Source organism: Bremerella volcania, assembly GCF_007748115.1.
GTDB lineage: Bacteria > Planctomycetota > Planctomycetia > Pirellulales > Pirellulaceae > Bremerella > Bremerella volcania.
In genome coordinates this window covers 4,679,325-4,704,687 of sequence record NZ_CP036289.1, presented here as the reverse complement: position 1 = coordinate 4,704,687, position 25,363 = coordinate 4,679,325, and the positions used below count along the sequence as shown (strand labels likewise).

13 protein-coding genes are annotated in these 25,363 nt (G+C 56.4%); 9 read left to right on the top strand and 4 right to left on the bottom strand.

The features are described from left to right. Position 1: 1 nt before the first annotated feature. Complete coding sequence (locus Pan97_RS18575) at positions 2–1,405, bottom strand: DUF1552 domain-containing protein (protein ID WP_144975166.1); 1,404 nt, start codon at positions 1,403–1,405, stop codon at positions 2–4. 73 nt (positions 1,406–1,478) lie between these two features. Continuing rightward, positions 1,479–4,181, bottom strand: a complete 2,703-nt coding sequence (locus tag Pan97_RS18570; RefSeq protein WP_144975164.1) for a DUF1592 domain-containing protein — start codon at positions 4,179–4,181, stop codon at positions 1,479–1,481. Positions 4,182–4,846: 665 nt separating this feature from the next. On the opposite strand from Pan97_RS18570, the gene Pan97_RS18565 reads away from it, so the two are divergent. Continuing rightward, the gene (locus Pan97_RS18565; RefSeq protein ID WP_165698843.1) at positions 4,847–8,035 is read left to right on the top strand and encodes a CHAT domain-containing tetratricopeptide repeat protein; all 3,189 of its coding nucleotides are present in this window, start codon (positions 4,847–4,849) and stop codon (positions 8,033–8,035) included. Positions 8,036–8,047: 12 nt separating this feature from the next. On the opposite strand, the gene Pan97_RS18560 is transcribed toward Pan97_RS18565, so the two are convergent. Continuing rightward, complete coding sequence (locus tag Pan97_RS18560; RefSeq protein WP_144975160.1) at positions 8,048–11,137, bottom strand: CHAT domain-containing tetratricopeptide repeat protein; 3,090 nt, start codon at positions 11,135–11,137, stop codon at positions 8,048–8,050. Positions 11,138–11,377: 240 nt separating this feature from the next. On the opposite strand from Pan97_RS18560, the gene Pan97_RS18555 reads away from it, so the two are divergent. The 8 genes from Pan97_RS18555 to Pan97_RS18525 all read left to right on the top strand — a co-directional run bounded on the left by Pan97_RS18555 (position 11,378) and on the right by Pan97_RS18525 (position 23,569). Further along, complete coding sequence (locus tag Pan97_RS18555) at positions 11,378–11,917, top strand: RNA polymerase sigma factor (RefSeq protein ID WP_165698842.1); 540 nt, start codon at positions 11,378–11,380, stop codon at positions 11,915–11,917. Then, positions 11,914–12,789 (top strand): hypothetical protein, encoded by an 876-nt coding sequence (locus Pan97_RS18550; protein WP_144975156.1) that lies wholly within the window; start codon positions 11,914–11,916, stop codon positions 12,787–12,789. The genes Pan97_RS18555 and Pan97_RS18550 overlap by 4 nt, the downstream gene beginning before the upstream one ends. A 156-nt stretch (positions 12,790–12,945) precedes the next feature. Then, positions 12,946–14,322, top strand: a complete 1,377-nt coding sequence (locus tag Pan97_RS18545) for a hypothetical protein (RefSeq protein WP_144975154.1) — start codon at positions 12,946–12,948, stop codon at positions 14,320–14,322. A gap of 204 nt (positions 14,323–14,526) precedes the next feature. Further along, entirely contained in the window at positions 14,527–15,012 is a 486-nt protein-coding gene (locus Pan97_RS26330; protein WP_165698841.1) for a hypothetical protein, read from the top strand. 88 nt (positions 15,013–15,100) lie between these two features. Beyond that, positions 15,101–17,317 carry a c-type cytochrome domain-containing protein gene (locus Pan97_RS18540; RefSeq protein WP_165698840.1) on the top strand — a complete coding sequence of 739 codons (2,217 nt, stop codon included), beginning with the start codon at positions 15,101–15,103 and terminating at the stop codon, positions 17,315–17,317. 238 nt (positions 17,318–17,555) lie between these two features. Next, positions 17,556–21,533 (top strand): SHD1 domain-containing protein, encoded by a 3,978-nt coding sequence (locus tag Pan97_RS18535; RefSeq protein ID WP_165698839.1) that lies wholly within the window; start codon positions 17,556–17,558, stop codon positions 21,531–21,533. A gap of 22 nt (positions 21,534–21,555) precedes the next feature. Further along, positions 21,556–22,596, top strand: a complete 1,041-nt coding sequence (locus tag Pan97_RS18530) for a hypothetical protein (protein ID WP_144975147.1) — start codon at positions 21,556–21,558, stop codon at positions 22,594–22,596. 4 nt (positions 22,597–22,600) lie between these two features. Then, positions 22,601–23,569: a CsgG/HfaB family protein gene (locus tag Pan97_RS18525; RefSeq protein WP_144975145.1), complete on the top strand. Its 969-nt coding sequence runs from the start codon at positions 22,601–22,603 to the stop codon at positions 23,567–23,569. A 101-nt stretch (positions 23,570–23,670) separates the two neighbouring features. On the opposite strand, the gene Pan97_RS18520 is transcribed toward Pan97_RS18525, so the two are convergent. Then, the gene (locus tag Pan97_RS18520; RefSeq protein ID WP_144975143.1) at positions 23,671–25,317 is read right to left on the bottom strand and encodes an FAD-dependent oxidoreductase; all 1,647 of its coding nucleotides are present in this window, start codon (positions 25,315–25,317) and stop codon (positions 23,671–23,673) included. Positions 25,318–25,363: the final 46 nt, after the last annotated feature.

Below are 25,363 nucleotides of genomic sequence, written 5' to 3'. Positions count from 1 at the left end.
TTTAGATGTTGGCGATCGTTCCGGTGCTGTCCGCAAACGACTCAGCGCCGGTGCCCAGTCGCTGCAGCATCGTGACGAACAGATTGGAAAGGGGAATGTCGACCCCTTTGGCCTTGTCTTGCCAGGGTTCCCCTTTGCCCAGCCAAGGTCCCCCTTGGAAGTTCATCCCGGCGTGGTTAATGTACTGGCCATGTTTCAGGCCCATCTGCTTGCCACCGGCGAGGATCAGCGGATAGTTGCGAGACAGGTGGAACGCACTGGAGGCCGAGCCCATCAGCAGCAAGGTGTTGTCGAGCATGCTGCCGGTTCCGGCCGGTTCCGGCGTCTCTTTCAGTTTAGTGAGAAAGCGTCCGAACTCTTCGTTGAGGAACTGACAATAGATGCCGAAGTTTTTCCAGCCGTCCGGGTTCTTCGTCTCATGCGACAACTGATGAGCGAGGTTAAAGCCAACGGCCCGGGCGAGATGGTCGCTGCGGCCAACGCCGTTTTCGCGGCCGATTTGATAGGTCGCTACCCGCGTCGAGTCGGTCTTGAATGCCAGGTAGATCAGATCGAACATCGTCTGCAGATACTCACGCGGCTGATCGGTGGTCAACTCCAAATTGAGCAAGTCACCGTCAACCGTGGGCAGCGGCACGTTAAGCCACTGCTTCGCCTTTTCGACCTTGATCTCGGCCTGACGGACCGAGTCCAAGTATTCGTCCAGGCGATGTCGGTCGTGCGTCGAAAGGGACTTCTTGAGCGAATTGGCATCGGCCAGCATCTCGTCGAGAGCACTCTGGCTGAGGGCCAGGCGTCGGGCAGAGTCGCCGTTTCGCTTCACGAACAACATGTCGAAGATCTGCTTCGGGCGATGCTCGGCAGGGATCGGGCGTCCGTTGCGATCGAACGAAATCGTATGGGTTCCGCGGGCCGTGCCGGTTCCCCCATCGGTCGACATCACCAGCGAGGCGATCCGCGTTTGATCGCCAACATGCTTGACGTATTCCTGGTCGAGTGAGATGGTGTTGGCGTACTCGCGATCGCCGCCTCCGGTCGGGGCGGCCGTCAGGAACTGGTCGGCATTGTTGTGCCCGTGAACGTCGCGCGAGCGTGGATGCGAGAAGCCAGAGAGTATCGTCAACTCCGACTTGAGTGGCTCAAGCGGCTGCATGACCTTGGAGAAGGTGAACTCCTGCCCATCGCCGTGCGGAAACCACGACCAGTCGTGGTACGAAGGATCTTCCGGCAGCGGCATCGGCACGCCGTCGGGAAAGTAGAAGCAGCCCAGTCGCTTCGGATTCACCGGTTGCGGTTCCCCAAACGCCGACGAGGGAAGCAGCGAGCCAAACAGTGGTAAGGCGAGTGCGACACCGCTTCCGCGTAAGAACCGTCGTCGATCCAGGCTACGAAAATTCAATCCCATGACTCGTTACTTTCAGCAGTGGTGGGCCAGCGGCGAACCGCCTGCGAGGATTACTTGCGGTGTCCTAAAACTATTATTGTGACTTGAATAAATCGCTTTGAACGATCGTGTGGATCATCGTGCGAAGGCCGTCCCCTTCCAGACGGACCTGGGCGGTGATGGCATCGACTTCGGCCCGATCCTCGAATCGAAGGGGACGTCCCAGGGCGAACGTGGCGAGCTTACTGGTCATGGCTTGCATGAACTGATCTTGTCGGTTTTCCAGCAGGAAGCGTTTCAGGCCGTCCATGCCGGAAAGCGTTTCGCCGTTGAACAGCTGACTGGATGCATCGACCGGCTTGCCGCGAATATCGTTCCGCCATTTGCCGAGCGCGTCGTAGTTTTCGAAGGCGATCCCCCACGGGTCGATCTTCACATGACACGACTTGCACGCCGCGTGATTGCGATGATTCTCGATCCGCTCCTTGAGGGTCATCTTCGCGATCTCAGGATCGGCCAGGTCAATCTGCGGTACCGCAGGCGGAGGTGGCGGCGGCGGATCGGCCAGCAAACATTCGAGTAACCAGATGGCTCGCTTCAGGGGATGCGAGTCGGGGTAATCTGAGTTCATCGCCAAGACGCCTGGCTGCGTGAGTAGGCCCCCTTGCCGGAAGTCTCCTTCGAGCGGAACGCGGCGGAAGTGATTGCCGTACACGCCGGAAAGGCCGTAGTGCTGAGCCAGACGCTGATTGACCATCGTGTAGTCGCAGTGCAAAAAGTCGAGGACGCTCGCGTTCTGATCGAGGATTTCGTCGAAAAGGGCAACCGGCTCGTGCTGCATCGCTTCTTTCAGAAGGGGATCGATCTGCTTCAAGTTGACGAACCCGAGCAGTTCCAGATTCAACCACTGATGTACGAAGTGCTCGGAAAGTCGATCGCTGCGCGGATCCTTGAGCATCCGCTCGACCTGGGCAGCCAGGACCGTGTTGCCGGACAGCTTGCCACTTTCGGCTAACTTCAGCAACTCGTCATCGGGCAAGCTGCACCACAGGAAAAGCGAAAGACGCGACGCCAGGCGGTAGTTATCAATGGCCGAAGTGGTCGCGGTTGTTTCGTTGGCACGTTCGGCGGGAGGCGATTGGGCCACGTATAAGAACTGGGGAGACGACAGGATGGTCGCTAAGACTTCGAGCACGGCCTCTTCAAAGTGATCGCACTCGGCACGCATCATCTTGAAGAGAGCAAGCTTGCGGTCGACCTCCGCGTCAGTCGGTATGCGTCGCCAAGCGCGAGACATGAAACGCTGCAGGATCTCGCGGGCATAAGCGAGTTCATCCCCGGAGTGCTTGCTGGCGAAAAAGAGATTGGTGTGCGATGCGGGCGGCCACTGCTGATAGACGGGGGCTTCGACCAGGACGTAATCAATTTGCACGTCGCCGGACGACGCGGCGCTGTTCGCGATGCGGATGTATTCAGAAGGGCTGGGGATGGCTCCCATCGAGGATGTTTTACGAACCGAGTTACGCGGGTAGATTTCCCCCAGGGGAACGTCCCATTGAATCAGCTGAGGATCATCAGCACTCGCCGTGACAGGAACGTCTTCGTCGCTGACGCGAAGCAGTGCTCGTCCTTCGTTGCTCGCTTGCCAGCCAAACAGTAGTTGCAGGCTCGGATAGCCTGGGCTGTCGCTATTGACACGCGAAGCCCTGACGGTGACTCGCATGGTGCCTTCGTCAGGCAAGCGATTGCCGAGTTCAACAATCAGATTCTGTCGACGGTTTGCCGGCAGGATTGCTACGCAGTCGTGGCTGGCAGGAAACTCAGGCTTCGCATCGGTTGGAGCGAACGCGTACTTGGCGCCATGGTAAGACCACTCGGCCTTGGCCGTTCGACCGGTCGAGAGCTGCTTGTAATACGCGGTGGAATGCGGCTGGTGAAAGTTGTTCTCCAGCTTGGCGAGTTCCGCCGCCAGCTTCTCTGGGTTATCGGCGTGGTCTTTCTTCGCTTTGTTGATCTTGTCGTCCTGCTGCTTCCACTCGCGGCTGGCTGCGTCTTCCATGGCAACGCCCCAATACAGCGTGGGGGGGCGATCGCCGATAAACGACGCACGGTCGAGGGCTTCGCGGGCCAGACGATGGTAGGTTTCAAACTGGGAGACAGAGAGATGAAGCAGCTCCGAGCTGTTCTCGAAGCCTTCCTCCGAATGGGGTTCCGGCGGAAGGTCTTTGGCGAAGTCCCACGGCAGACCGAGCAGGTCTTGCAGGGCATAGTTGTATTCGTAGCGGGTCAGACGACGGAAGGCCGAATGGGTGCCTGACTGGCGACGCAGGGCCGATGCCGCTTCCAGTTCACGGGATAGCCAATCGACAATCTGGCGACGCTCGGCGTCTCCCATTTCATATTGGTCAGGCGGGGGCATCTCCCCTTTGGTGACGGCGGCAAAGACCTCGGTCCACCAGTCCGTATCGCCGCCTCGCAGTAGATCCGGATCGAGTGCAGAGACCTGCACGTTCCCCTCCATGGTGTCAGGACCATGGCAGTCGTAACAGTATTGCGACAGCAGCGGCTTGATCGTCGACTTGAACGTTTCCAGATCGGCCTGGGGTGGCTGGCCATCGGAGGTCAGCGATTTGGCTTCTGCGACTGCCGCATGAAAGCGAGAACGCTCGAGGCCGGTGCGTTTCAACTCGGCAAGCGAAGGAGGCTCGGCGCGGAGGGTACTTGCGAGCGCAACCAACAAAGCGGTAGCGCATAGTGCAAATCGCAGCGAATAAGTTCGATTCGAGGTCTTCGACATGAGTCAACAGGCCCAGGAAAACGGCAGGTACTGCCAGCTGATCGGCAAGCAGCGGAGGCGGGGCAGGGGGAGTTTGGGTGGGGGCATTCGTGGTGAGTGTGCAACTACCATTGATACCACTTTATTACCGCAAAGGATATGCAAATCTGCCGGTAAATTTTGTGGCATTTTGATTTAGAAAAGGCTTTGCCGGCAGATGGAAGACGAAATGAGCGCGGGACTTAGGTCATTCTGGCGAGGATTACCAGACCAGCGGAACCCGATCGAATCGCAGGAATTTCCATAAGTCGAATGGATAATTAGGTTTCCCGCGAGTTCCCCCTTTTCTGTTCGACGAATGTTGAATGGATCGGATCAAGCCGATGTCGTCATTGCCATCGAGGGGAACAATGATGCGGCAAGGATGAGAATGCCGACGATGAACTGCCGATCGCCCGGATGCTGTAACTGCGTCCGGGTGGGGCACAAGATGGGTGAGGTCTCGTGCATGATCGTTCAGGGGGCTGACAACTGGCATGTCCAGGACCTGATTCAGCAGCTTGTTTCATAAGAAAACAGCAAGAATCATCGCCCCCTGTGAAAAAGTTTGACATCCGCCCCGGAATTCAGGACGCTAAACGCTCTGACTTTCATCGTAATGGGGAATCTCGTGGGGGGAGATGTCGATGCAAAGCTTCTTGAGGGCCGTTGCTGGCGTTCTTGTTGCCGGACTGATGCTTGTGCCAGTGCATGCCCAGGAACTGACGGGCAGGGCAGCCGATGCGGTCAATCAGCTGAACGAGCAGATCGATGCGTTGAACGAAGCCGAGAAGTGGAACGAGGCGTACGAGGTCCAACTGAAGGTCATCCAGATCTTCGTCAAAGAGCTGGGGCCGCAAAGCAAGGCGACCGCCGCCGAGATGGAGTATGCAGCGGATCAGCTTTTCGACATGGAACGCTACCGCGAAGCGAAGCCGCTGTACGAGCAGGTGCTGAAGGTCTATGGAAAGGCCTACGGGCAAGAGAGCGAAGAGTACGTCATCGTTCAGATGGGACTCGGACAGGTACTCCGGTTTCTTTCCGAGAACGACCGCTCGCGAAGCGTGCTGGAGAAAGCACTGCCCAACGCCAAACGCTTGTTTGGGACGAAGAGCCTGGAAGTGGCACAGGTTTTCGAAGAGCTGGGGATGACCGAGTTCAACGCCGACAACATGGAGAAGGCCCGCGATCATTTGCTTTCCGCGGTGAAGACGTATCGACAGCTGGAAGATCTGGAAGGAGGTGAAGAAATCTTCGCCCTCACCCGACTGGGTGCCGTTGAGAATGTGCTTGGCAATGATCGGCAGGCCGAACAGTACCTCAACCAGGCCCACAAGGTTGCTGTCGACGTTTATGGCAGCGATAGTCTCGATGCGGCCGATGTCCTTCTGGAACTGGGGAGCCTGGCCGAGATGAAGGGGGACCTGCCGACGGCGCGAAGACATTATGAACGAGTGCTTGCGATCGCCCAACTGCAGCAAATGCCGGAATCCGAAACGGCACGCTTCGCCATGAGCTACCTGGCGAATGTATTTACCAGCCTGGGAGACTACGTTTCGGCCGAACAGTTGCTCCAGAAGTTGTACCGGATCGAAGTCGATCTCTTCGGCAAGGAAAACCAAAACTCGCTCTATACGCTCATGGACCTGGCGTATCTCGATGACGAGCAAGACAAGCATCGCGAGGCACGAGAGAAGTATGGCGAGGCGTTGGAACTCTCGCGGCGTCTGTTCGGAGAGACCCATACTACGACGCTCGATTTGGAACACAGCGTCGCTGGCGTCGACCATTTGCTCGGCAAATACGACGAGGCCCGCGAACGATACGATCGAATCCTGGCCATGTTCCGCGAAAAGAATGGCAGTGACAGTATCGAGTGCGGTTACGTCAATTGGTCGCGGGGATGGCTCGAGCATGACGCTGGCCAATATGAAACGGCCCGTAAACTGTACGATCAAGCACTCGAAGCTCATGTGCGAATCCTGGGACCAGAGCACCCCGAAACGCTCAACCTGAAGATGATGCGGGCCTACCTGTCCGCGAGCGAAAAACAATGGGACGAAGCGTTCGACCGTTTTGACGCCTACGCGCGAGACACGCGTGTTTTCAATTCTCGGATACTCGCTTCCCTCTCGCCGACCGAGCAAATCTTGTATCTCAAGATGGACGAAGAGAAGTCCGTCGCCATGGCCCTGGCACTGGCCAATAGCGAGGACCCGGCTGCCGTCGAGAAATCGGCTGGCTGGCTGTTGAACTACAAGGGGGTCTCGCAGGAATCGTTGGCTGCACGCGAAACATTGACGCGAGATCTGACCGATGCCCAGTCGCGGGAGATTGCTCAGCAACTGCTGCAAGTTCGCCAAGAGTTGGCCTCTTTGGCGCTGGCCAAACCGGAAGAAGGAGAGGCCGATGCGCGAACGGCCAAGATTGCCGCACTCTCGAAGCAGGAAGAGACGCTCGGGCGTCAATTAGCCGAGCGAGTCGGCAAGCCGGTCGTGCAAGATCATTGGGTCGAGTTGGATGCCGTTCGCGGCGTGATGACCGACGATCAACTGATGGTGAACATCATTCAGGTTCGTCCCATCGACCTTTTCGCGGTCAGTGCCGGTCGTGATCGTTTCCGCGATGCCCGCTACATCGCCTACATCATTCCGCCGAAAGGGAAGGGAGAGGTCCAACTGATTGACCTCGGAGAGAGTGCTGCGATCGATCGCTCCATCACCGAAATACGCAGCTGGATAAGCGACAATCAGCTCCGCGACTCGTTCCTTTCGCAAACCACCGGCGAGGCGGAATCGACTGCCTGGCAGACGGTCTTGGCCCCGGTTAAAGAGAAGTTGTGGGATCCGATCGCCAAGCGAATCCCCGCCGAGACGAAGCAGCTGCTGTTAAGCCCCGACGGGGCATTGTGGCTGATGCCGTGGAATTCCGTGCCGACCGCCGAAGATCGTTTTTTGATTGAAGACTATTCGATCCGTTATCTCACCAGCGGTCGCGAACTGGTTCTGCCCAAGGACAAAGCAGTGATCGGGCCGCCTCTTTTGTTTGCCGATCCCAGCTTCGACCTGACGCCCGATAGTGTCCGTAATGCCGTGCAGTCGATCTTTCGTTCGATCGACGTGCAGAAACTGCCCGTCGGCGCGATCTCGCGAACCGCGATTCCACAGGTATCCTCTTTGCCGAGCACGCGGTTAGAAGCCATGGCGATCGCCCCGAGCGTCACGCAAATCTGTGGTAAAGAGCCGATTCAATACCTGGGCAAGTTTGCGCTCGAAACGGTTGCTAAGCAGGTGAAGAGCCCGAAGATCCTGGTGCTCAGCACGCATGGGTTCTTCCTGCCAGAACAAGACCGGCCTGCCGGCCAATCGGTGGCCACACGCTCGGCGAATCCTTCCCATGCGAAGAACGGTAAGCCTGAGAATCCGTTGCTTCGCTGCGGGTTGCTGTTGGCCGGGTGCAACAACCCGACCGCTCGGGGCGATGATGGTATTTTGACCGGCATGGAGATCCTCAGTCTCGACCTGCGCGGCACAGAATTAGTCGTGCTGAGTGCCTGCGAGACAGGCGTGGGGAAGGTGAACTCCGGCGAAGGGGTCGCAGGGCTGCGTCAGGCATTTCAGCTTGCCGGAGCCAAAACGATTGTCTCCACGCTATGGCAGGTGCCCGACCGCGACTCGGCTCTGTTGATGCGTGACTTTTTTCAGAACGTGGCCGATGGTAACTCGCATTCTGAAGCACTACGTCAGGCTCAGATCCAACGAATCGAAGCACGCCGCAGTCGCTATGGCGCAGCGCATCCTTTCTATTGGGCTGCCTGGACGCTGACCGGGGTGTGATCCATCGGTCCATTACTTGCTGCCAGACTTCCCGGTGAAGGTCCACGCTGCCCAGAAATAGGGATGGGCGGCACCGTATCGTTCGCGCCGGCTTTCAATGCGCTGAAGCTGCGCGGCACGCAGGGCATCAGCTGGGGTTTGGTCTTCGGCCATCTGCTCGAAGAAGTCGCGCATGAGCACGGCCGAATCGCGGTCCGGCACCTGCCACAGCGTTGCGACCACGCTGTGAGCGCCGGCAAGCTGAAACGCTTGACGCAACCCGGCAATTCCTTCGCCAATTTGAACCTTGCCCACGCCCGTCTCGCAGGCACTCAGCACGACAAGCTCCGTCCCTCGAAGATCAAGCCCGACGATTTCGAGCCCGGTAAGCACGCCATCGTCACCACCCGATGGTGGTTGATTGCAGCCTGCCAGCAGCAAGCCGCAGCGAAGCAGGGGGTTCTCGATTGGTTTGCCATCGGCGGCAATCAAGCTCGCCGAGCGGCTGTTTCCCACGCCGGCGACGTGGTCGCTTGTCTTGGCTTGCTGGTCTGGCAGGAAGTATCCATGCGTACTGAGCACCAGCATGCGAGGTTGATGGACGCGTTTGACGACGCTTTCCAGCGCATACTGACGCATGTACTTGGTAGGCGGCTTGCCGACGATTTTCTCCAAGCTCGGGCTGATCGCTTCGGCTTCGAGTTCGGTGTTGGGAAGTGTTGGAACTTTGCGGATGGCGGTCTGCGAGACCAGACCCCGATTGGCGTTCGGATCGAACTTGAAGTCGCGGAAGATCGCCTTGATGGCATCGATGACCTTTTGCGGCGTCAGGTCGAAGGTGGGATTGGCGAAAACCAAAGGCCGGTTCTGCGAGGGTTCGCGAGTCTCTTCGACCAGTTCTCGCCCGCTGATCAATAAGCGAAACGCATATTCTTCAATCAAGTATCGATCGCCTTCCAGCGGCAGCGCGGCCCACGGAACGAGCCATAGGGCACCATCGGGGCTGAGATTCAACCGCTTCGTATCAGGACGGATGTGCTCGGCCACCGGCAGCCAGACCTGCTTGGTCACGGCTTCCAGGGCGGCGCGGAGCTTCTTTTCGGCTTCGGGTTCCCCTTGCTTGTTAATCGTCCCGTCTTTTTTGCCTGCGGCGGTGATCTCGGCTCGGGCCTTCTCGATGGAAGCATCGATCTCTTCGGCCAGGCCTAGATCGACCAGTTGAATCTCACCCTGGCCTGCGGGAGGTATGATCCAGGCCAGGTAGCGCGCGGGAAGCAGGTGGCTAATCGATGTCTTCTTCGCTTTCTCAAAGTCGACCGGTTGGAAGCGAATCCAGGTAATCAGCGTTTCGTCCCTGGCCAGCGCGTCTCGGACGTCGTCGAGTTCGATCCAACGCTCCAGTTCAATTGATTGGCCGACCTTCAAGGAGAGCCGACGAGTAATCTCGCTCTCTTGTTCGGTTAATTGATCGACCTTCTTGCGCTGAGCTTCGGCCTGATCACCTTTTGGAGTGGTCAGAACGGCGCTGGCCAGTTGCCGGCGAATGTCCAGTAGCTGCTGGCCAAGTGCTTTCGACTCGGCATCCCCCGTGTCGCGCATGAGGGTCTCGCGGGCCGCGAGCGTGGCTTGCGACATCCCTTTGTCGTTGATCAACCAGTCTGCCGACGCCGTGACGTAAGCCGGATTGTCCATTTGCTGCCAGGCGATGGTGAAAGCGAAATCTTGGTGGATGTCGCTTTTCAGCAGTCGAAGCTGCTCTTGTGGAGAAAGGCCTGCCATCAAACGCGCGGCGGTCGTGCGGACCAGGCGACGAATCTTATCGGACATCTCCAGCACGTCGTCCCACTCTTCCCGTTCCATCTGGATCCAGCACAGCGCGAACAGTGCCGCCAGGTTCTTGGGATGGTTGTCGCCGTAAGTGTCATGCAAAACGGAATAGGACTTCTCGATGGTCTGTTGAGCCAAGTCCAAGCGGCCAGCCATCAGGTGCAGGCCACCCAGTCCCAGAAGTGCTTCGGCGACCAGCGGGTGATCTTCGCCAAGTGTTTCGCGGCGAATTCGCACCGCTTTTTCGGCCAAAGCGAGTGCTTCTTCCGGTTCACCCAGTTGCTGTTTGATCCCGGCCAGGTTCAGCATGGTCATCTGGACGTAGGCGTCGTTCTCACCCAAATGTTTGATGAAAATGTCGAGGGCCTGTTGATAGAGATCCTGGGCTGTTTCGTACTCTTCTTTGTATTCCAGGTCGTAAGCCAGATTGTTGAGCGACTCGCCCACGTCGATATGATCCTTGCCGAACGCGCGCACGCGAGCGGCGTAGACCTGTCGATCGAGATCAAGGGCTCGATCGACATCCTCCAGGTCGTAGTAAACCCTTGCCATATTGTTCATGACCTGAAGCGTGTACTGGTGGTTATCTCCCAGCTTCGCTTTGAAGATTGCCAAGGCACGCGAGTAATAGTCTTTGGCCGCGTCGTATTCGCCCAACGATTGCGCCACGACGCCGAGATTCAGAAGCGACTCGCCGACGTGCTCGCTGTTGGCCCCGGCCACGCGGGTACGCGCTTTGAGGACGATGTTGTGAAGACGCTTCGCCTCTTCGTACTTACTAAGGCGAGCGTAAAGTAATGCCAGGTTGTTCATGATCTGAAGCGTATCAAGGTCTTCGGGGCCGACGATCTTGTTCGCAATTCTCAGCGCCTCGATATAATACTCCTCACTCTTTTCATATTCGCCGAGGTTGCTCAGCACCAGCGCGGCGTTGAAGTAGGATTCGCCTGTTTCCCGATGGTCTTCGCCCAGTTGCTGGCGTCGAACTCGCAGCGCGTGCAGGATGGGAGCTTTTGCTTGCGAGTACTGTCCGAGCGCCATGTAGATGTTGCCGAGGTAATTCCACTCGTACGCCATCTCGGTCGTGAAGTCACCCAGTTCGCGCTGCCCGATCTTGAGGATCTCGTTTTGAACGGGAAGCATGGCCGCGTAGTTTTCCTGGGCCTCTAACTGCTGCAACTGTTGATAGAGTTGGTTGATCCGCTGCTGAGACGCTGGCGAGAGTTGGGCATACGAAGCCTGGGCCAGGACGAGTTGAATCAGCAAGCAGGTCGCGGTCATCAATATCAAACGCATTTCCAAGTTCCTCCCACCGGAAGTGTTCTATCGGTGCTGCGTGTTGAACGACGACCCGTCACCAAGGGATCGCGCATCGATAAAGTGGCTACCTTTAATTTGCCTGACGATACTCGCAGGCTCAAGTCCTTTTGCTGTGTCTACTGGGGGGAACGCTTATAGCTTTGACATGCGTAGGCATGATGAAATTTCAACGGTTTCCGTTTCAATTCCGAGCCATCAATGGTATCTTCCAGGAATATGAGCATTGATATCGAGAACCAATCGGAAGCAGCACTCGTCGCCGGACTACGGTCCGGCGATCAAGCCGCGTTTCGAACGCTCTACGAGCAGTTCGGCAAACGTTTGGAACTCTTCGTGAAGAATCGTTGTCCCAACGAAGCGGACGATCTGATTCAGCAAACCTGGTTGAAAGTTTGGAATTCACGCGATCGATTCGAAGGAGGCAAGCTCGGGGCGTGGATCATCACGATTGCCCGAAACACGATCTACGATCACTTCCGCAAGGCGAAGCCGGAACCGCTGGCGAACGAATCGATTGTGATTGCCGAAATGGCAACACAGTCGCTCCGCCTGGAGCAAGAAGAAGAACTGGCCCAGCTCCGCGATTGTTCGCAGCAGCTTCCCGAGACGAGCCAGCGGATCGTGCGCGAGTTTTATAACGGAGTTCCTGGAGAAAAAATTGCCGCGGCGGAAGATATCGAGCGCAGCACCGTCTATACCCGTGTTCATCGCGCGCTGGCAAGTTTACGAAAGTGCATGGAGCAAAAACGGGCATGACGTTGACCTCCTTAAATATCCCGGAAAATCCGCAGCACCTGGCCGAGTGGTTGGAAGAGCTAATCTGCTCGGAAAAACTCTCCCAGGCCGCGGTCCAGTGGGAAGTGCTCGCTGACGCGCCGTCCGATTCCGCCCCGTTGTCGCTCGCCGAACTGGCGGGCTCGCACCTCTTAGAAATCGATGAGAACGGACTGAAGTCGTTGCCGGAAGAAGATTTGCGACGATTGATGTCGCACCCGGAAGCGATCCTGGAGTTGCAAGAGCACATCCTTGCCGAGTGCCCCGAGTACTGGCAACGATGGCTGGGAGGTCCGCGCGCATCGACAGCAAGCGATGCGGCGTGGACACGCATCGAGGCGCAACTCGACCAGCGGCCGGCAGCCAAACCGCCGGTCGAGACGAGAGGGGGAAGTTCATCTCGCATCTGGTCCGTCATGGGGACGGTGCTGGCGATTGCAGCTTGCCTATTAATCGGGATTTGGGTGATCCAACCCCCGGCGAAGCCAACTGGCTGGGGTTTCAACGAGCCTGGAGTCCTGGAATCGGCCCGCTCGGAAGACGAACTTCTCGACACGCTGGCCGACGCCACGCACGCGTGGTTCAACAAACGCCCGCAAAATCGAGAAGAACTAGCTCTACGGCTTAAGCAATTCGACGCCGGATGCCAGAAACTGCTGGCCGCGGAACTTGCTCCCTTGCAACCGAAAACGCACGAGTCTGTGGACGCGATATGCCAGAAAACGCGTGACGAGATTGCCGGGTACCTGGCCCAACTCAGCGAGGGAGGCGATCCGTCGGCGATTCGCAACGCCGCTGATCAAACGGTGACCACCCTGGAAGAAACGCTACGTCAGTTGAAGCAGCCTTCTTAGTTTCTGCATAAAGACTTTGCTTATAGATTTCGAAGGTCCATCGGACATTTTTCGGATTATTTTGGAGGAACTGCGATTTTCTATGGGACATCAGCGCTTTGGGCCCGTTAACCCCATGAAGTAACTCCAACTAGCATAGATCGCTGGGAGAAACCCATGCCGTACTACCTCCGATGTGGCGTCGCGCTTGTTCTTTTCCTGTTCACCTGTGGCAGTCTGCCGGCGGCCGACGATCTTGAGAAGCAGCTTCTCAAGCAGGGGCCGCTCATCATGGAGCAACTCAAGCTTCGTGGTTATAAGAACGTCGGCGTTCTCAAATTTCGCGTCAAAAAAGGGAATGAAGATTCAAGCGATGCCGTGGGCACGTTGAACCTGCGCTTGACCAAGAAATTGGAACTGGCACTGGTAGTTGCCAACGATGCCCGGAACCCGATGGGGCTGGTGGGGGATGCGAGCAAAGTCGCCGCCCAGATCCCCGGGGCCAGTCATCTTTCAACCGAAGGACGCAAGAAGTTATTCTCTCGCGAGTATCCCTTAGCCTGGGGTGAGGAAGAAGTCGTGCCGGATGCCTTTCTAACCGGTGTCGCACTCATCTCCAGCGACCTGCGAACGATAACCGTGGGCATCCTGGGATTCGATCAAACTTCCGATTCTCTCTTTCCGGTTGCCAAGTTTCAGGCAACGCCTGATCTGGAAGATTTGCTCGATAGTGGCGAGAGCTTCACCGTCCGCGGCGTCTTCGACGACGGTAGCCTGGCCATGACTCAGGAAGAGCGAAAGGACAAAGCGACCGAAGAGGCATTAACGACTTCGCTAACCGTCAAGCAGGAAACCGAGGACAAGTCGGAGCCGTTCGAGTCGAAAGTGCATCCGCTCAACAGTAGCGACGCGCCGGTCGAACTGGAGATTCGCTACGACAACCAGGTACAAGACATCGAGTTCCGCGACGGAGCGGCGTTTGTCGCCGAACCTCAAGAGGGGCAAACCGTCATGCTAGTGATCCGCCGCAAGTCGAACAATAATCGGCTGGGCCTGGTGCTGAAAGTGAACGGCGAGAACACGCTCGGTCGAGAAACGGTTGCCGACGCGCAGGCCAAGACCTGGGTCCTGGAGCCGGATCGAAAAGAATGGGGCTTCCAGGGTTACTACGACTCGGCGAACAACACGATGGAGCGATTCAAGGTCCTTTCACAAGCCGAGTCGAAAGCGAAGGAAATCGATTACGGCGAGTTCGTGGGTTCGATCTCGGTGAGTATCTTTCCCGAGCAGAAGGTGAAGCCGAAAGTCAGCACCGAGCTGTTGACCGACGAAGGGGAAGATTTTCAGATTCTGACCCAGGGCGATTTTCCGAGCGAAAAACCATCGAACCTGGGAGCCCTCAAACAGCAACTGGCCCAGAACGTGACCCGAGGTCTGATCAGCAACGGCGAGACCGAGGGGCAGACGCTCGGGACCACCAAGTTCGTCAAAGACTCCATTCCCATCATGACGGCCACGGTCAAGTACTACAGCCCTCAGGACTTGCCTGAGTAAGCTTGTCCCAGTTCCACCTCATCATCACCCAGGGGCAGCGCGGCATCGTCATTCTCTTTGCGGAAATCCCGCGGGGAGAAAAAAGACAAAAAAGAATTGGGAAGTCGGGAAGATGTCGCAAGCTCAAGCGTTACTTAGATGAAGACCGGCTGATAAAGCCAATTACCGAACACCAAGTACTTTTCTTACCAGGAGATTGATTCGATGTTGTCACGCCCAAACCGTCGCACTGTTGTTTTCGGCTTGCTCATTCTCTTCACCTTAGGGATGGGTGCCGTCGCGACCGATCAGGCCTCGGCTTCCTACTTGCGAGGTCGTCACTACTACAGCGGCTGGAGCTATCATCCCCGCAGCAGCTATTACTACTCGTACTACTATTACAAACCCTATTCGAGCTATTCAGGCTACAAGCACCATTACTGCGTTTACTACCCAACGCGTACCCGCTACGTCTACTACTACAACCCAGTTCGCCGCGTTTACTGGGGCCGCTACGATCTGAAGGAAAAGGGTTATTCGCTGTTGGCTGAAAAGGATCGGAAGGAAAAGCTGGATGACATTCCGGAAGATGCCTTCCCCGAACCTGGCAAAATGCCGGAGATTCCGGAATCGGAAGATGGCGAACGCATGCTGCCGATCGACCCAGATAGCCTGCCCTCGACGAAAGATCCCAAGGACGCCCCAAAGTAACCGGATCGTCCGATTAGCGAAACCGGCGAAGTCTCGGCCATCGAGACTTCGCTTTGCTCTTCTAACCTCGCACTTGGAATCCGCAGCCGTGTTTACCATCCAACGATTCGTCCCAGTTCAACCTTGCGTGACTCTGCTCAGTACCGGCCTGGCCTACGTTCTGATTCTTTGTGGTTCGACGATCTCGCTGGCAGCGGAATCGCCGGACGAAGCCAGGCTGGCGGCCAAGGTCAAAGAAGTGTTCCGCTCACGCTGTCTCGAATGTCACGGAGGGAGCGCCGTACAAGGCGGGGTCGAGGTGATGAAGGTTGCCGAACTGCGAGAAATGGAATACGCCATGCCTGGCGAGCCGGATGACTCGCTGCTGTACCAGGTACTGACCGAAGAGGACGAAGACGCTCGCATGCCACTGGGGCAACCGGCGCTGGATGCCGATGAAATTGCCTTGGTGCGCAAGTGGATCTCGGCGGGTGCCAAAGATTTCCCGGCCGACGTCGCCTCGCCGAGTGATCAGGTAAAGGAAAACGAGAAGTACCGCGATCCTGACTATCTATTGGAACAGATTCTGAAGCATCAGCGGAGCTTACCGCTGGAAGATCGCTTCTTCATCCGATACTTCAGCTCGCATCATTTGCTGGTGGGCGGTGCTACCAGGGACGAACTACAGCGACAACGCGATGCCCTGTTCAAAGCCCTGAATCATCTCTCGTATCAGAAGCAGTTGGTCCGGCCGGAAGTGGTGAACGACGACATCGAAACGTTGTTCGCCGTCGACCTGAGAAAGCTGAACTGGCACCGCACCGTCGCCAAGTCAGAGGATGATGCCGAAGAGCCCCGTTCGCTCGATAACCATGACCTGTTGATTCTCGAATACCCCTATGCCGTCATCTACGAAGCGTCGCAGACGTACGACTCGCTCGCCCAGGAATACCTCCGACCGTCGAAGATGATTCGTCCGGTTCCTTACGTGCGGATCGATTGGTTCTGCAGCACGGCCACGTTGCCACCGCTGTATCACGATCTTTTGCAATTGCCGCTCACGCTGGAAGAACTCGAGAAAAACCTCGACGTCGATTCCCAGGACAACATCGACCAGCGCATCGCCAAGCGGGCTGGCATGGCCGTCTCGGGCGTTTCTCGCAATAACCGAGCCGTTGAACGTCATCCGTACGAGCATGGGGCCTACTGGAAGAGCATCGATTACATCTCGAGCAAGGGAACCGATAACATCTTCATCGATCCGATCCACCTGGTGGGTACCGGTGGCGAGATGATCTTCAACTTGCCTAACGGAATGCAGGCCTACTACGTCGCCGACGGGGCAGGGGGGCGGCTCGACTTTGCACCGACCAGCATCGTGACCGACCGCTTGGCGGAAGACAAAACGGTTCGCAATGGCCTGTCTTGTATCCGCTGTCACGACCGGGGCATGAAAGCGTTTCAAGACGACGTTCGCCCCGCGGTCGAATTGATCAGCGGCAGCGGCCATATCGACAAACGTTCGGCATTGGAACTTTATCCGAAGCACGAGGTAATGGACGAACTGGTCAAAGCGGATCAGGAACGTTTCCTCAACAGTGTTGAGAAGCTGCTGGGGCATCCCCAGGATGACGAACCGCTCACTCCGGTCACCAAGCGGTTTTTGGAAGCTCCGCTGCAGCTACACACCGTGGCCGGAGAGTTAGGGCTCAGCTCGACCGACGAGCTTCGCGTGATCGTCCGCCAGCCTCGTTTGACTGGGCTCGGCCTGGTATCGCTGGCCGATGCCGGCGTCATTCGCCGCGACATGTGGGAAGACTTCTACGATCAGGTCATCACCGGCATGGGGATCGGTATCCCGGTGATCAGCATGGATGGGGTCACGCGGCCTGATTACATTCCGTCGACTTCCACTGTCGACGTGCGGGTATCGACTTCGCGTCGCAACAACATCTTCTCGCCGGGGGACGAACTGGCGATCTTCGTTGAGAACAAAGGGAGCCAGCCTGTCTTCATCGAGATGATCGGGCGAAGCTTCTCCGGCAAGCTGGCCAGCATTCTGCCTGCCGGAACGAAACTGGCCGCCGGTGAGAAGCGACGCTTTCCTGAAGACGGAACACTCAAAGTGAAGCCGGCACTGGGCCGCGAAGAGATCATCGTCTACGCCGGCGAAAAGGAGTTTCCCAGTGCCACGATCGTCCGGGGAGACAACGTCACCGATCGGATCGTGCATCCTTTTTACCAGCACGAAGGGGATGGCCGTCCCAAGTTCCAACATGATCCCCGCGGGTTGATTAAGAGAACGTTAACGATCGAAACCCGTTAGGCTTCCTCCCTGTAGCCAGCTACTGAGACCGTAAGGGAGCAGGGCCTGATTGGGGCGAACTCGATGTGGGAGAGATGCTGGTTCGCGAAAACCAAGTCGATGGATCGAAGTTTCGTTTCATTTTCACGAAGTGCGTGATAAGATGCCTCCGTAGCGGGGATTTCCTTGGAATCCCTGGAACCGTCATCCCTCGTCGCACTCATCCTATCGAAGCTCATCCCCGGGTATGTCTCTCAGCATGCGAACTTGGACGTCCGTTTCGTTTTTCTTCGGCGCGTTCCTGGTGTTGTTCACGGTCCATGGACGTCTCGCCACTGCGGCACCACCTCAGGAGAGCCCAAAGGCACTTCGATGCGCACTGATTGATGTCGATCAGTCTGCCTTGGCTGGTTTGGTCGAGGCCGAACTCATCACTCGCCCTGGCGAAGAGTGGCTCGAACGAACCGAGATCAATCGTCTGCTGGCGGAGAAGGAACTTCAGTCGCTCCTCTCGCCCAAGGCCGGGGACGGCCGCGTGGCCTTGGGGCAGACCCTGAAGGCCGATGTCCTCATCCTGTTGCGAACGACCCAGAAGGATCAGCAAACTGTGGCCGAACTGGTCGTGGCCGAAACCAATCAAGGACTACGTTTACTCACCCGGCAGTTCGTGGTTGGTGCTAACCTGGAAGAACACTCGGCGGCGCTGGTGGAGCTAATCGATCAGGCAATCGCCAAAGCCCGGCAAGAGGTCCGCCAGGTGTTTGCCGTGCCCCCGTTCGTAAGCGACGATCTGACGTACGAGTATGAAACCCTGAAGTCATCGTACGCGAAACTATTAGAGCAGTCGCTGCTCGATTCGCCCGGCGTGCTGATCGTGGAACTGGAAGAAGCCCAGGCCATTGCCAAAGAACTGAGCCTGACTTCCGAAAGCGGTTCGATCAAACGCCGCTTGCCCATTTACTTGTTAGGGCAATTCCGCAATGAAGGAAAAGAGGACCAGAGGAAGGTTCAGATCGCAGTCAGCGTTCAGCAGGGTTCGAAAGAGTTGGATAAGCTTCAAGCGGAACTCAGTCCCACGGCCGTCGCCGAGTTTCTACGCGAGAGCGCGCGCCAGGTAGCCCAGACGCAAGGGATCGAAACGACCGTGGTCGATCCCGCGGTCGAAGCCGAGCAACTTAACAAGCGAGCCCAACAGTTCAAGCGTCTGGGCAACTGGGGCGAAGCCTTGGGGCTGATCGAAGCCAGCTTGATGCTGCATCCGGATCAGGCGGAAGTCATTAGCCAGGCCATCGACGTAACCACCAAGTTGGCCTATACGTACAACAACATTGCCTTGGAGGATGTCGAGAAGTCGAAGGAACTCCACCGGCATGTTCTGAAACATCTACAGACGTTGGCCCAGCGGTATTCAGCCCAGCACTGTCAGCCGCACCTCAACTTGCTCCGTTTTTCGCAACAAGGTTACTTGAAAAGTTATGGAGCAGGGACCGCACTCAGTGAAGAGTTAATCGCCTTGCAGGACCGTTATTGCCAAGAGAAACACCAGTTGATTATGCAGCTATCAGAGCAGTTCGCCGAAGCAGGGGACTGGTCCCGGAGTGCGTATCTGCTTCACATGACGAGCGACGTCATGACGCCGGCGGACTACTACGCGGTAGTGACCAGCAAGATTCTCGAGTACCAGGATCAAACGAATCCAGAGTCGGTTGTTCGAAACTTCGTCAATGCACAATCCTCCGTAGACAGACTTCGAAGTTTGGAAGCCCGTAAGTTTCTTAAGCAGCTTGCTGAACATCCCAAGGCGAATGAAAAAGTTCGACAGCTTGCCAAGCAGTTTATTACCGAGTTGGGCGTTCCTGTGGAACTCGAAAAGAAGCGAACTAGTGGTGACCCCAACAATGAAACCCTGCTAACATTCAAGCCAATCGAACTACACTACCAGGACCTGCGTGGTGGCACCCGGCAATTGGATAGGATCGAAGGATGCATTCCATTGGAAGACGGCAGCGATATCTTTTTCGGATATCCGGGGGTGCTCTTACTGCGTCCGGGAGAAGATTTACAGCAGTTGTGGAAGCCGGGCGCCAATACCCGAATCGAATCGATTGCTTTCGATGGGCGTTACATTTGGGTGGCGGCAAAGGTCTCTTTTAAAAGGCCCCTTATCTGGGTTCTAGATCCTCAAAGCGGTGAGCAAACCGAATTGACCGCAGAGGATGGTCTGCCGCTGCTTGGTTCGGACGAGATTCCTGGCGTGAATTATTTAACGCCTACGGTAAAACTAGCCGCCGTCGGCAAAGGCCGGGCCATTTTGGCCGGCTACGTGGGACGAACTTGGTTAGCCGACGTCCAGTTCGACCCCGCTGGAAAACACAAAGTCAATGTGTTTCACGAAGCGAAAGAAGTTGTAGATCAGGCCGCACAAGACGTTGATTGGAAGAACGCAAACGTGGTGTTTCAGCCCGTTGCGGTGCGAACCCTCTCAGGGACGACCGAACTGGACAAGCGCCAACAAGTGGTAATGATTCACCGCGGTTGTTCCAATTACGTCTTTAACACCTATCCGCTGTTGGTTGATCCGAACGACCTCAGCGTCCGTGTTTCCGAGCAAAAGTTTACGAACCCGACGTCGGGCAATCACCCGAAAAACGTTTATCAGGGGGCACACTATTACGTCGGAGCGACTCCCCCATCGTTCGACTCGATTGGCTTGGTTCGTACAGGATATCCCGCTCTGAAAATTGAAACGGTGTTTTCCGGCATGCGAGAGGGAGAGATGGTCTTCAATCGATCCGGAGAATTGAACGTCGTCGGCACGCATTGGCAACGCGGAAGAATTGAAGATGGCAAGCTCAAGTCGTACGGTCCTGTTCCATGGCTCTATTCCAATCACTGGGGAGCATCAGAGCGAACGGTGACGCCGAGCTTTGTGAAGGGATCGTTGTCGATGGATACCCTGGCTGACAGCAATCATTTTGGAACTTTCATCGTATGCCAGGAAAGGGAAGGACCAACCGGCATGGTTCAGGTGCTATTCGATGGCTCAGGTATCTCGCTTAAAGAAGCACTTCACGGTCCTGAAGGGAATTTAACCGTTTCGAAATCACCATCGACGGCCAAACCACTAATCGCCGAGGATCGGAATGTCTGGAATCGCCCGCCCCGGTGTGTGGATCTTGCGTTTTCGCCAGACGGGCAGATCCTGGTAACGACCAGTCCGAACGCCGAAGATGCGATTCAGGTATGGGATGCGAAAACGGGCCAAATAATGGCCAACCTGAGCGGCGATACCAAGGGGGCTGACTTGGTCGTATTCAGTCATGACGGCAAAACCTTTGCTACGCACGATTCGCAGGGCCGCATTATCATTTGGAACGCGAAAACGTTTCAGCAAGTTGCGCAATGTGAAGGAGAGTGGGATAAGGTGGATCAACTCGCCTACAGTTGGAGTGACGACCGTCTGGCAGCTGCATTACATAAAAGAACGATTGTCACCTGGAGTTTACCGGATTCAACGCTGCTTTTTGAGAAACCGCAACCGAAAGGAGCATCCATGTGGCTCGGCTTTAACGCGGACGATTCTCTGTTGATTTCAAATGACTATGTGTCTGCTGCGGTAAGTAATGCAAATGATGGAACTTACATCGGCGAAGTCGAATCGATCATGACTATTGGCGGAATGTTGAGCGATCGATCGTTGGTGGTTGCCGGTCGCGAGTCGGACAACATCCTGATGAAATGGGATTCGGTGGACCTGACATCGAAAGAGCTATGGCCACGTATGATCGGCATTCCCTTGGCCGTCTCGCCAGATGGTCGTCTGCTGGCCAAGTACATTCGAGAGACGTTCATCGATGGCAACCGAAAAGAAATTTACCGCGTAGAGGTATGTGATCTATCGACTAAGCAGGTACTCGCCTCGGTAGAAGGACTATTCGGAAAGAAATACGTGTTCACTCCGGAGCAGGATGCGTTGTTGATCATCCTGGAACGGGGTGGCCTCCGGCGGCTGGAAATACCACCGACCGAAGATATGCTAACCCAGCTTGGCCCCCCACCACCTGCCATGCGAACCTGGACCGACAGTACCGGCAAGCACCGGCGCGAAGGTATCTTCGAGCGCGTGCTGGGGCAACAGGTTCAGCTGAAGACTTCCGCGGGGCAGACGATCTATGTCCCACTGGATCGTTTGTCGCCTGAAGATCAGAAGTACGTCCGTGAACAAACCGAGCGCTAATTCCTTGCCGTTAGATATGCCCATGGCAATTGAAGCCATTTCAAATCGTTGCATTCCATTCCTGTTGGTGGTCGTATGCCTGGCCGGATTGTCCGGTGTTGTCCGCGCTGCGGAAGAGGATGAGAGTATCGCGACCATTGCGCCGGTTTCGCAGCGATCCGATTTTTTCGGAGAGCAGCAGGCGACGCTGTCGTTTCAATGCGTTTCCGAAAAGCCTGTGCAGGGAAAGATTCTTTGGCAATACTCGGCGGGTGCTCGAACGCTTGCCCGTGGCGAGGACGCGATCGAATTGGCTGCTGGTCGGCCAAACGTCTTTGAACTGCCCATCGAGTTTCCTCCGGTTCGCGAGGGGGTCATCTTTGAGACGCAAATGGTGGTCACGATTATCGATGGCGACAACGAGACGCTCGCTCAGTACACGCATCCGATTTGGCTCTTTCCGAAAGATCCTTATACGGATCGCCGGGAGTGGCTTGAGCAGCTTGATATTCATCTTTACGATCCGGAAGATACCACGGCCAAGCTATTGGAAGAGGCCAAGATTCCTCACACGCGAATCACCAATTCCAACGTCCTGGCAGACTTCGAGGGTGGAATTCTTCTCGTCGGTAGCGGCACTTCCCTTCGTAAGAATCGAGGGCTGACCGATAGCCTGATCACGATGGCCGAGCGCGGAGTCCGCGTTCTCTGTTTAGCCCCGGTTGATGGAGAGTTTCCCTGGCCGACTCGTGAAGAGTTTCCCCAGCTGGCAAACGTGCAGTTTTCATCTAACGAGGTCATTCGCGACCTCGACAAACGGTTGAACCCTGATTTCGATGTGCTTGCCGAGCAGCGATTTGGAGTCGTGTTGGAATCGCGACGCGGGCAACTTCGCGTTAACCTATCGGAAGCACGCGCGGCTTGGCCTTGGTGGCAAGTTCGCTTTACCAATCACGGCACCTGTATCCTCTGTTGTTTCGATATGATCCCAACTTGGGACACGAGCCCGACGCCGCGTTTTTTGTTGGCGAACTTACTGGAAAAACTATCCTTGGAATCCCACTCTTCTCCTACGGAGCAATAACCCGATGCACAAGTTACTTTTTGGTATGACGCTGGCCCTGCTCATGGCTTGCACCGCGAGCACGCTCAAGGCCCAAGACACGGTTTATCCGACCGCCATTTTCGCGTTTCAGGAACGAGGCGCGGACGTGAAAGGATTGGGGAGCCAGGTTGCCGACCTGTTGTTTGCCAGCCTGGTGGTGGATCCGAATATGTACCTCGTCGATCGCGAAGACATGCAAAAGATCTTGCAGGAACAAGAACTCAGCGTGTCGGGCCTGGTCAACCCATCGGAAGCGGTTCAAGTCGGCCAGTTGACCGGCGCCAAGCTGATTTTGACCGGCAGCGTGATTCAGGCAGGCGACAAGCTGGTGCTCGTGGCCAAAATTATTGGTACGGAAACGAGCCGTGTTGCAGGTGCGAGTATCAAAGGACAGGTTGATCAGGACATCGATGAACTGGCCGAAAGTCTGGCCGAGGAAATCGTGAAGGAGATCAACAAGAACTCCGAGAACCTGGTTCCGAAAGTCGTTCCGCAGAGCGAACGCATCGCGGCCCTGAAGGAAAAGATTGGCAAGGCGAAGCTGCCGGTGGTCAGTGTTTCGATTGACGAACGGCACATCGGACAGGCCACGATCGATCCGGCTGCCGAAACGGAAATGACTCTTTATCTCCAGGAACTGGGGTTTGAGGTGGTCGATGCCAAGGACGGGGCGAAGAATTCTGCTGACATTAATATCGTAGGCGAAGGTTTTAGCGAGTTCACGGCCCGGGCAGGCAACCTGGCACCAGTGAAGGCCCGCGTCGAGATCAAAGCGATCGATCCCAAAACCGGCAAGATCATTGCCATCGATCGACAGACTTCGGTGGTTGTGGACATCAACGAGCAAATCGCAGGCAAGTCCGCGCTGCAAGCGGCATCGGCCACTATTGCCGAACGCATGATTCCCAAGCTCGTGAAGCCAGCCGATGGAAAAAAGGGGAAAAAGAAGTAGTACGTCTGACCCTCATCCAATCGTGATTCAAAGGGCAAGCTCACACGAGCTTGCCCTTTGTCGTTTCAAACGCACTCAGCAGGCGAGCTTGTCGAACGCAACTAACTTGGATCTTCCAAGATGCTCCAAAGCCGATAGCCTCCGCTGATGTTGCGTGCGTTCATTCCGTGTTGAAGAAGGATTCGAGTTGCCAGGTAGCCTCGCTGGCCAACCTGGCAGTAGGCTGCGATTGGCTGCTTGGCAGGTACCTCGTCGATTCGATCGCGGAGTTCTTCGATCGGGATGTTCACCGCACCGGGGATGTGCTCCTTGGCGTATTCGCCTGCCGTTCGTACGTCCAGTAGAAACAAACTTTCAGGCGATTGATCCGCGATCGTGCTCGCATGAATGATCGGCTGGTCTCCTCGCAGCACGCCGGAAGCGATGAAACCGGCCATGTTGACCGGGTCTTTGGCGTGGCCATATTGCGGAGCATAGCAAAGTTCTGCTTCTTCCAGATCGTACACGGTCATCCCCGCTTGGATGGCCATTGCGATCACGTCGATTCGTTTGTCAACGCCACTAGTTCCGACGGCTTGGGCTCCGAGAATCTTGCCGTCGTCAGGCGAGAACAACAGCTTGAGCAGCATTTGTTTCGCGCCGGGAAAGTAGCCTGCGTGGTCGGTCGGGTGGAGGTAGATCTTCTCGTAGGGAATCTTTTTGGCAAGCAGAATTTTTTCGCTCATCCCTGTCATGGCCGCAGTCTGGCCAAACATGCCGACCACCGCCGTCCCTTCGGTTCCACGGTAATGGGATTCTCTTTGGAAGATGCGGTCCGCGGCAATTCGGCCTTGGCGATTGGCTGGGCCTGCCAGGGGGATTTGAATTGGGTCGCCGGTTATCGAACACTTGGTTTCCACGACGTCCCCTACCGCATAGATGTGGGGAATGCTTGTTTCCATCTGATCGTTGACACGAATCCCGCCGCGCGGGCCACACTCGATGCCTGCTTCGGCCGCTAGTTTGCTGTCGGGACGAACGCCGATGCAAAGAACGACGAAGTCGGCGGCAATGACCGAGGAATCATTCAGCGTAACATTGACTTTGCCTTGAGCGGAATCGAACTGCTTGGCGGATGCACCTAGCCGCAAATCGATCCCTTCGGCGACAAGATGCTTTTCCAGCGGTAGGATCATTTCACGATCCCACGGGGGAAGAATCTGTTCGGCCAGTTCGACAATAGTGGTTTCGATGCCGCATCGAACGAGATTTTCAGCGACTTCGATGCCGATGAAGCCGGCGCCCACAATGACGGCACGCGTGGCCCCTTTCGTGGCCAGGTCCCGCATGCGATCGGCATCGTTTAAATCACGCAGGCTGACGATCCGCTCGTTATCGATCCCCGGCAGAGGAGGTCGAAAGGGAGAAGCACCGGTGGCAATGATCAAGCTGTCGTAGCTTTCGGTGTACTCTTTGCCCGTTTCCAAGTCTTTGACGGTGACGACTTTTGACTGGGGATCGATCTTGGTCACTTCGCTACGGACTCGGACGTCCAGACGCAGGCGCTCACGCAAGAGACGAATCGGGGCGACCAGAAGCCGGTCCCGCGATTCGATTTCACCCCCCACGTAGTAAGGAAGACCGCAATTGGCGAAGGAAGGATGGGCACCACGCTCGAGAACAACGATCTCGGCTTCTTCGCTAAGTCGCCGTGCACGAGCAGCCGCGGAAGCGCCTCCGGCAACTCCACCAACAATGACAATCTTCATTTCGTTCCCTCTCGTATGTTCGCTCCGTCGACAGAAGTACGTCGGC

Bases quoted from the DNA above. Each gene is read 5' to 3' on its own strand.
- Pan97_RS18575 (WP_144975166.1), bottom strand. From the start codon at position 1,405: ATGGGATTGAATTTTCGTAGCCTGGATCGACGACGGTTCTTACGCGGA.
- Pan97_RS18570 (WP_144975164.1), bottom strand. From the start codon at position 4,181: ATGTCGAAGACCTCGAATCGAACTTATTCGCTGCGATTTGCACTATGC.
- Pan97_RS18565 (WP_165698843.1), top strand. From the start codon at position 4,847: ATGCAAAGCTTCTTGAGGGCCGTTGCTGGCGTTCTTGTTGCCGGACTG.
- Pan97_RS18560 (WP_144975160.1), bottom strand. From the start codon at position 11,137: ATGCGTTTGATATTGATGACCGCGACCTGCTTGCTGATTCAACTCGTC.
- Pan97_RS18555 (WP_165698842.1), top strand. From the start codon at position 11,378: ATGAGCATTGATATCGAGAACCAATCGGAAGCAGCACTCGTCGCCGGA.
- Pan97_RS18550 (WP_144975156.1), top strand. From the start codon at position 11,914: ATGACGTTGACCTCCTTAAATATCCCGGAAAATCCGCAGCACCTGGCC.
- Pan97_RS18545 (WP_144975154.1), top strand. From the start codon at position 12,946: ATGCCGTACTACCTCCGATGTGGCGTCGCGCTTGTTCTTTTCCTGTTC.
- Pan97_RS26330 (WP_165698841.1), top strand. From the start codon at position 14,527: ATGTTGTCACGCCCAAACCGTCGCACTGTTGTTTTCGGCTTGCTCATT.
- Pan97_RS18535 (WP_165698839.1), top strand. From the start codon at position 17,556: ATGCGAACTTGGACGTCCGTTTCGTTTTTCTTCGGCGCGTTCCTGGTG.
- Pan97_RS18530 (WP_144975147.1), top strand. From the start codon at position 21,556: ATGGCAATTGAAGCCATTTCAAATCGTTGCATTCCATTCCTGTTGGTG.
- Pan97_RS18525 (WP_144975145.1), top strand. From the start codon at position 22,601: ATGCACAAGTTACTTTTTGGTATGACGCTGGCCCTGCTCATGGCTTGC.
- Pan97_RS18520 (WP_144975143.1), bottom strand. From the start codon at position 25,317: ATGAAGATTGTCATTGTTGGTGGAGTTGCCGGAGGCGCTTCCGCGGCT.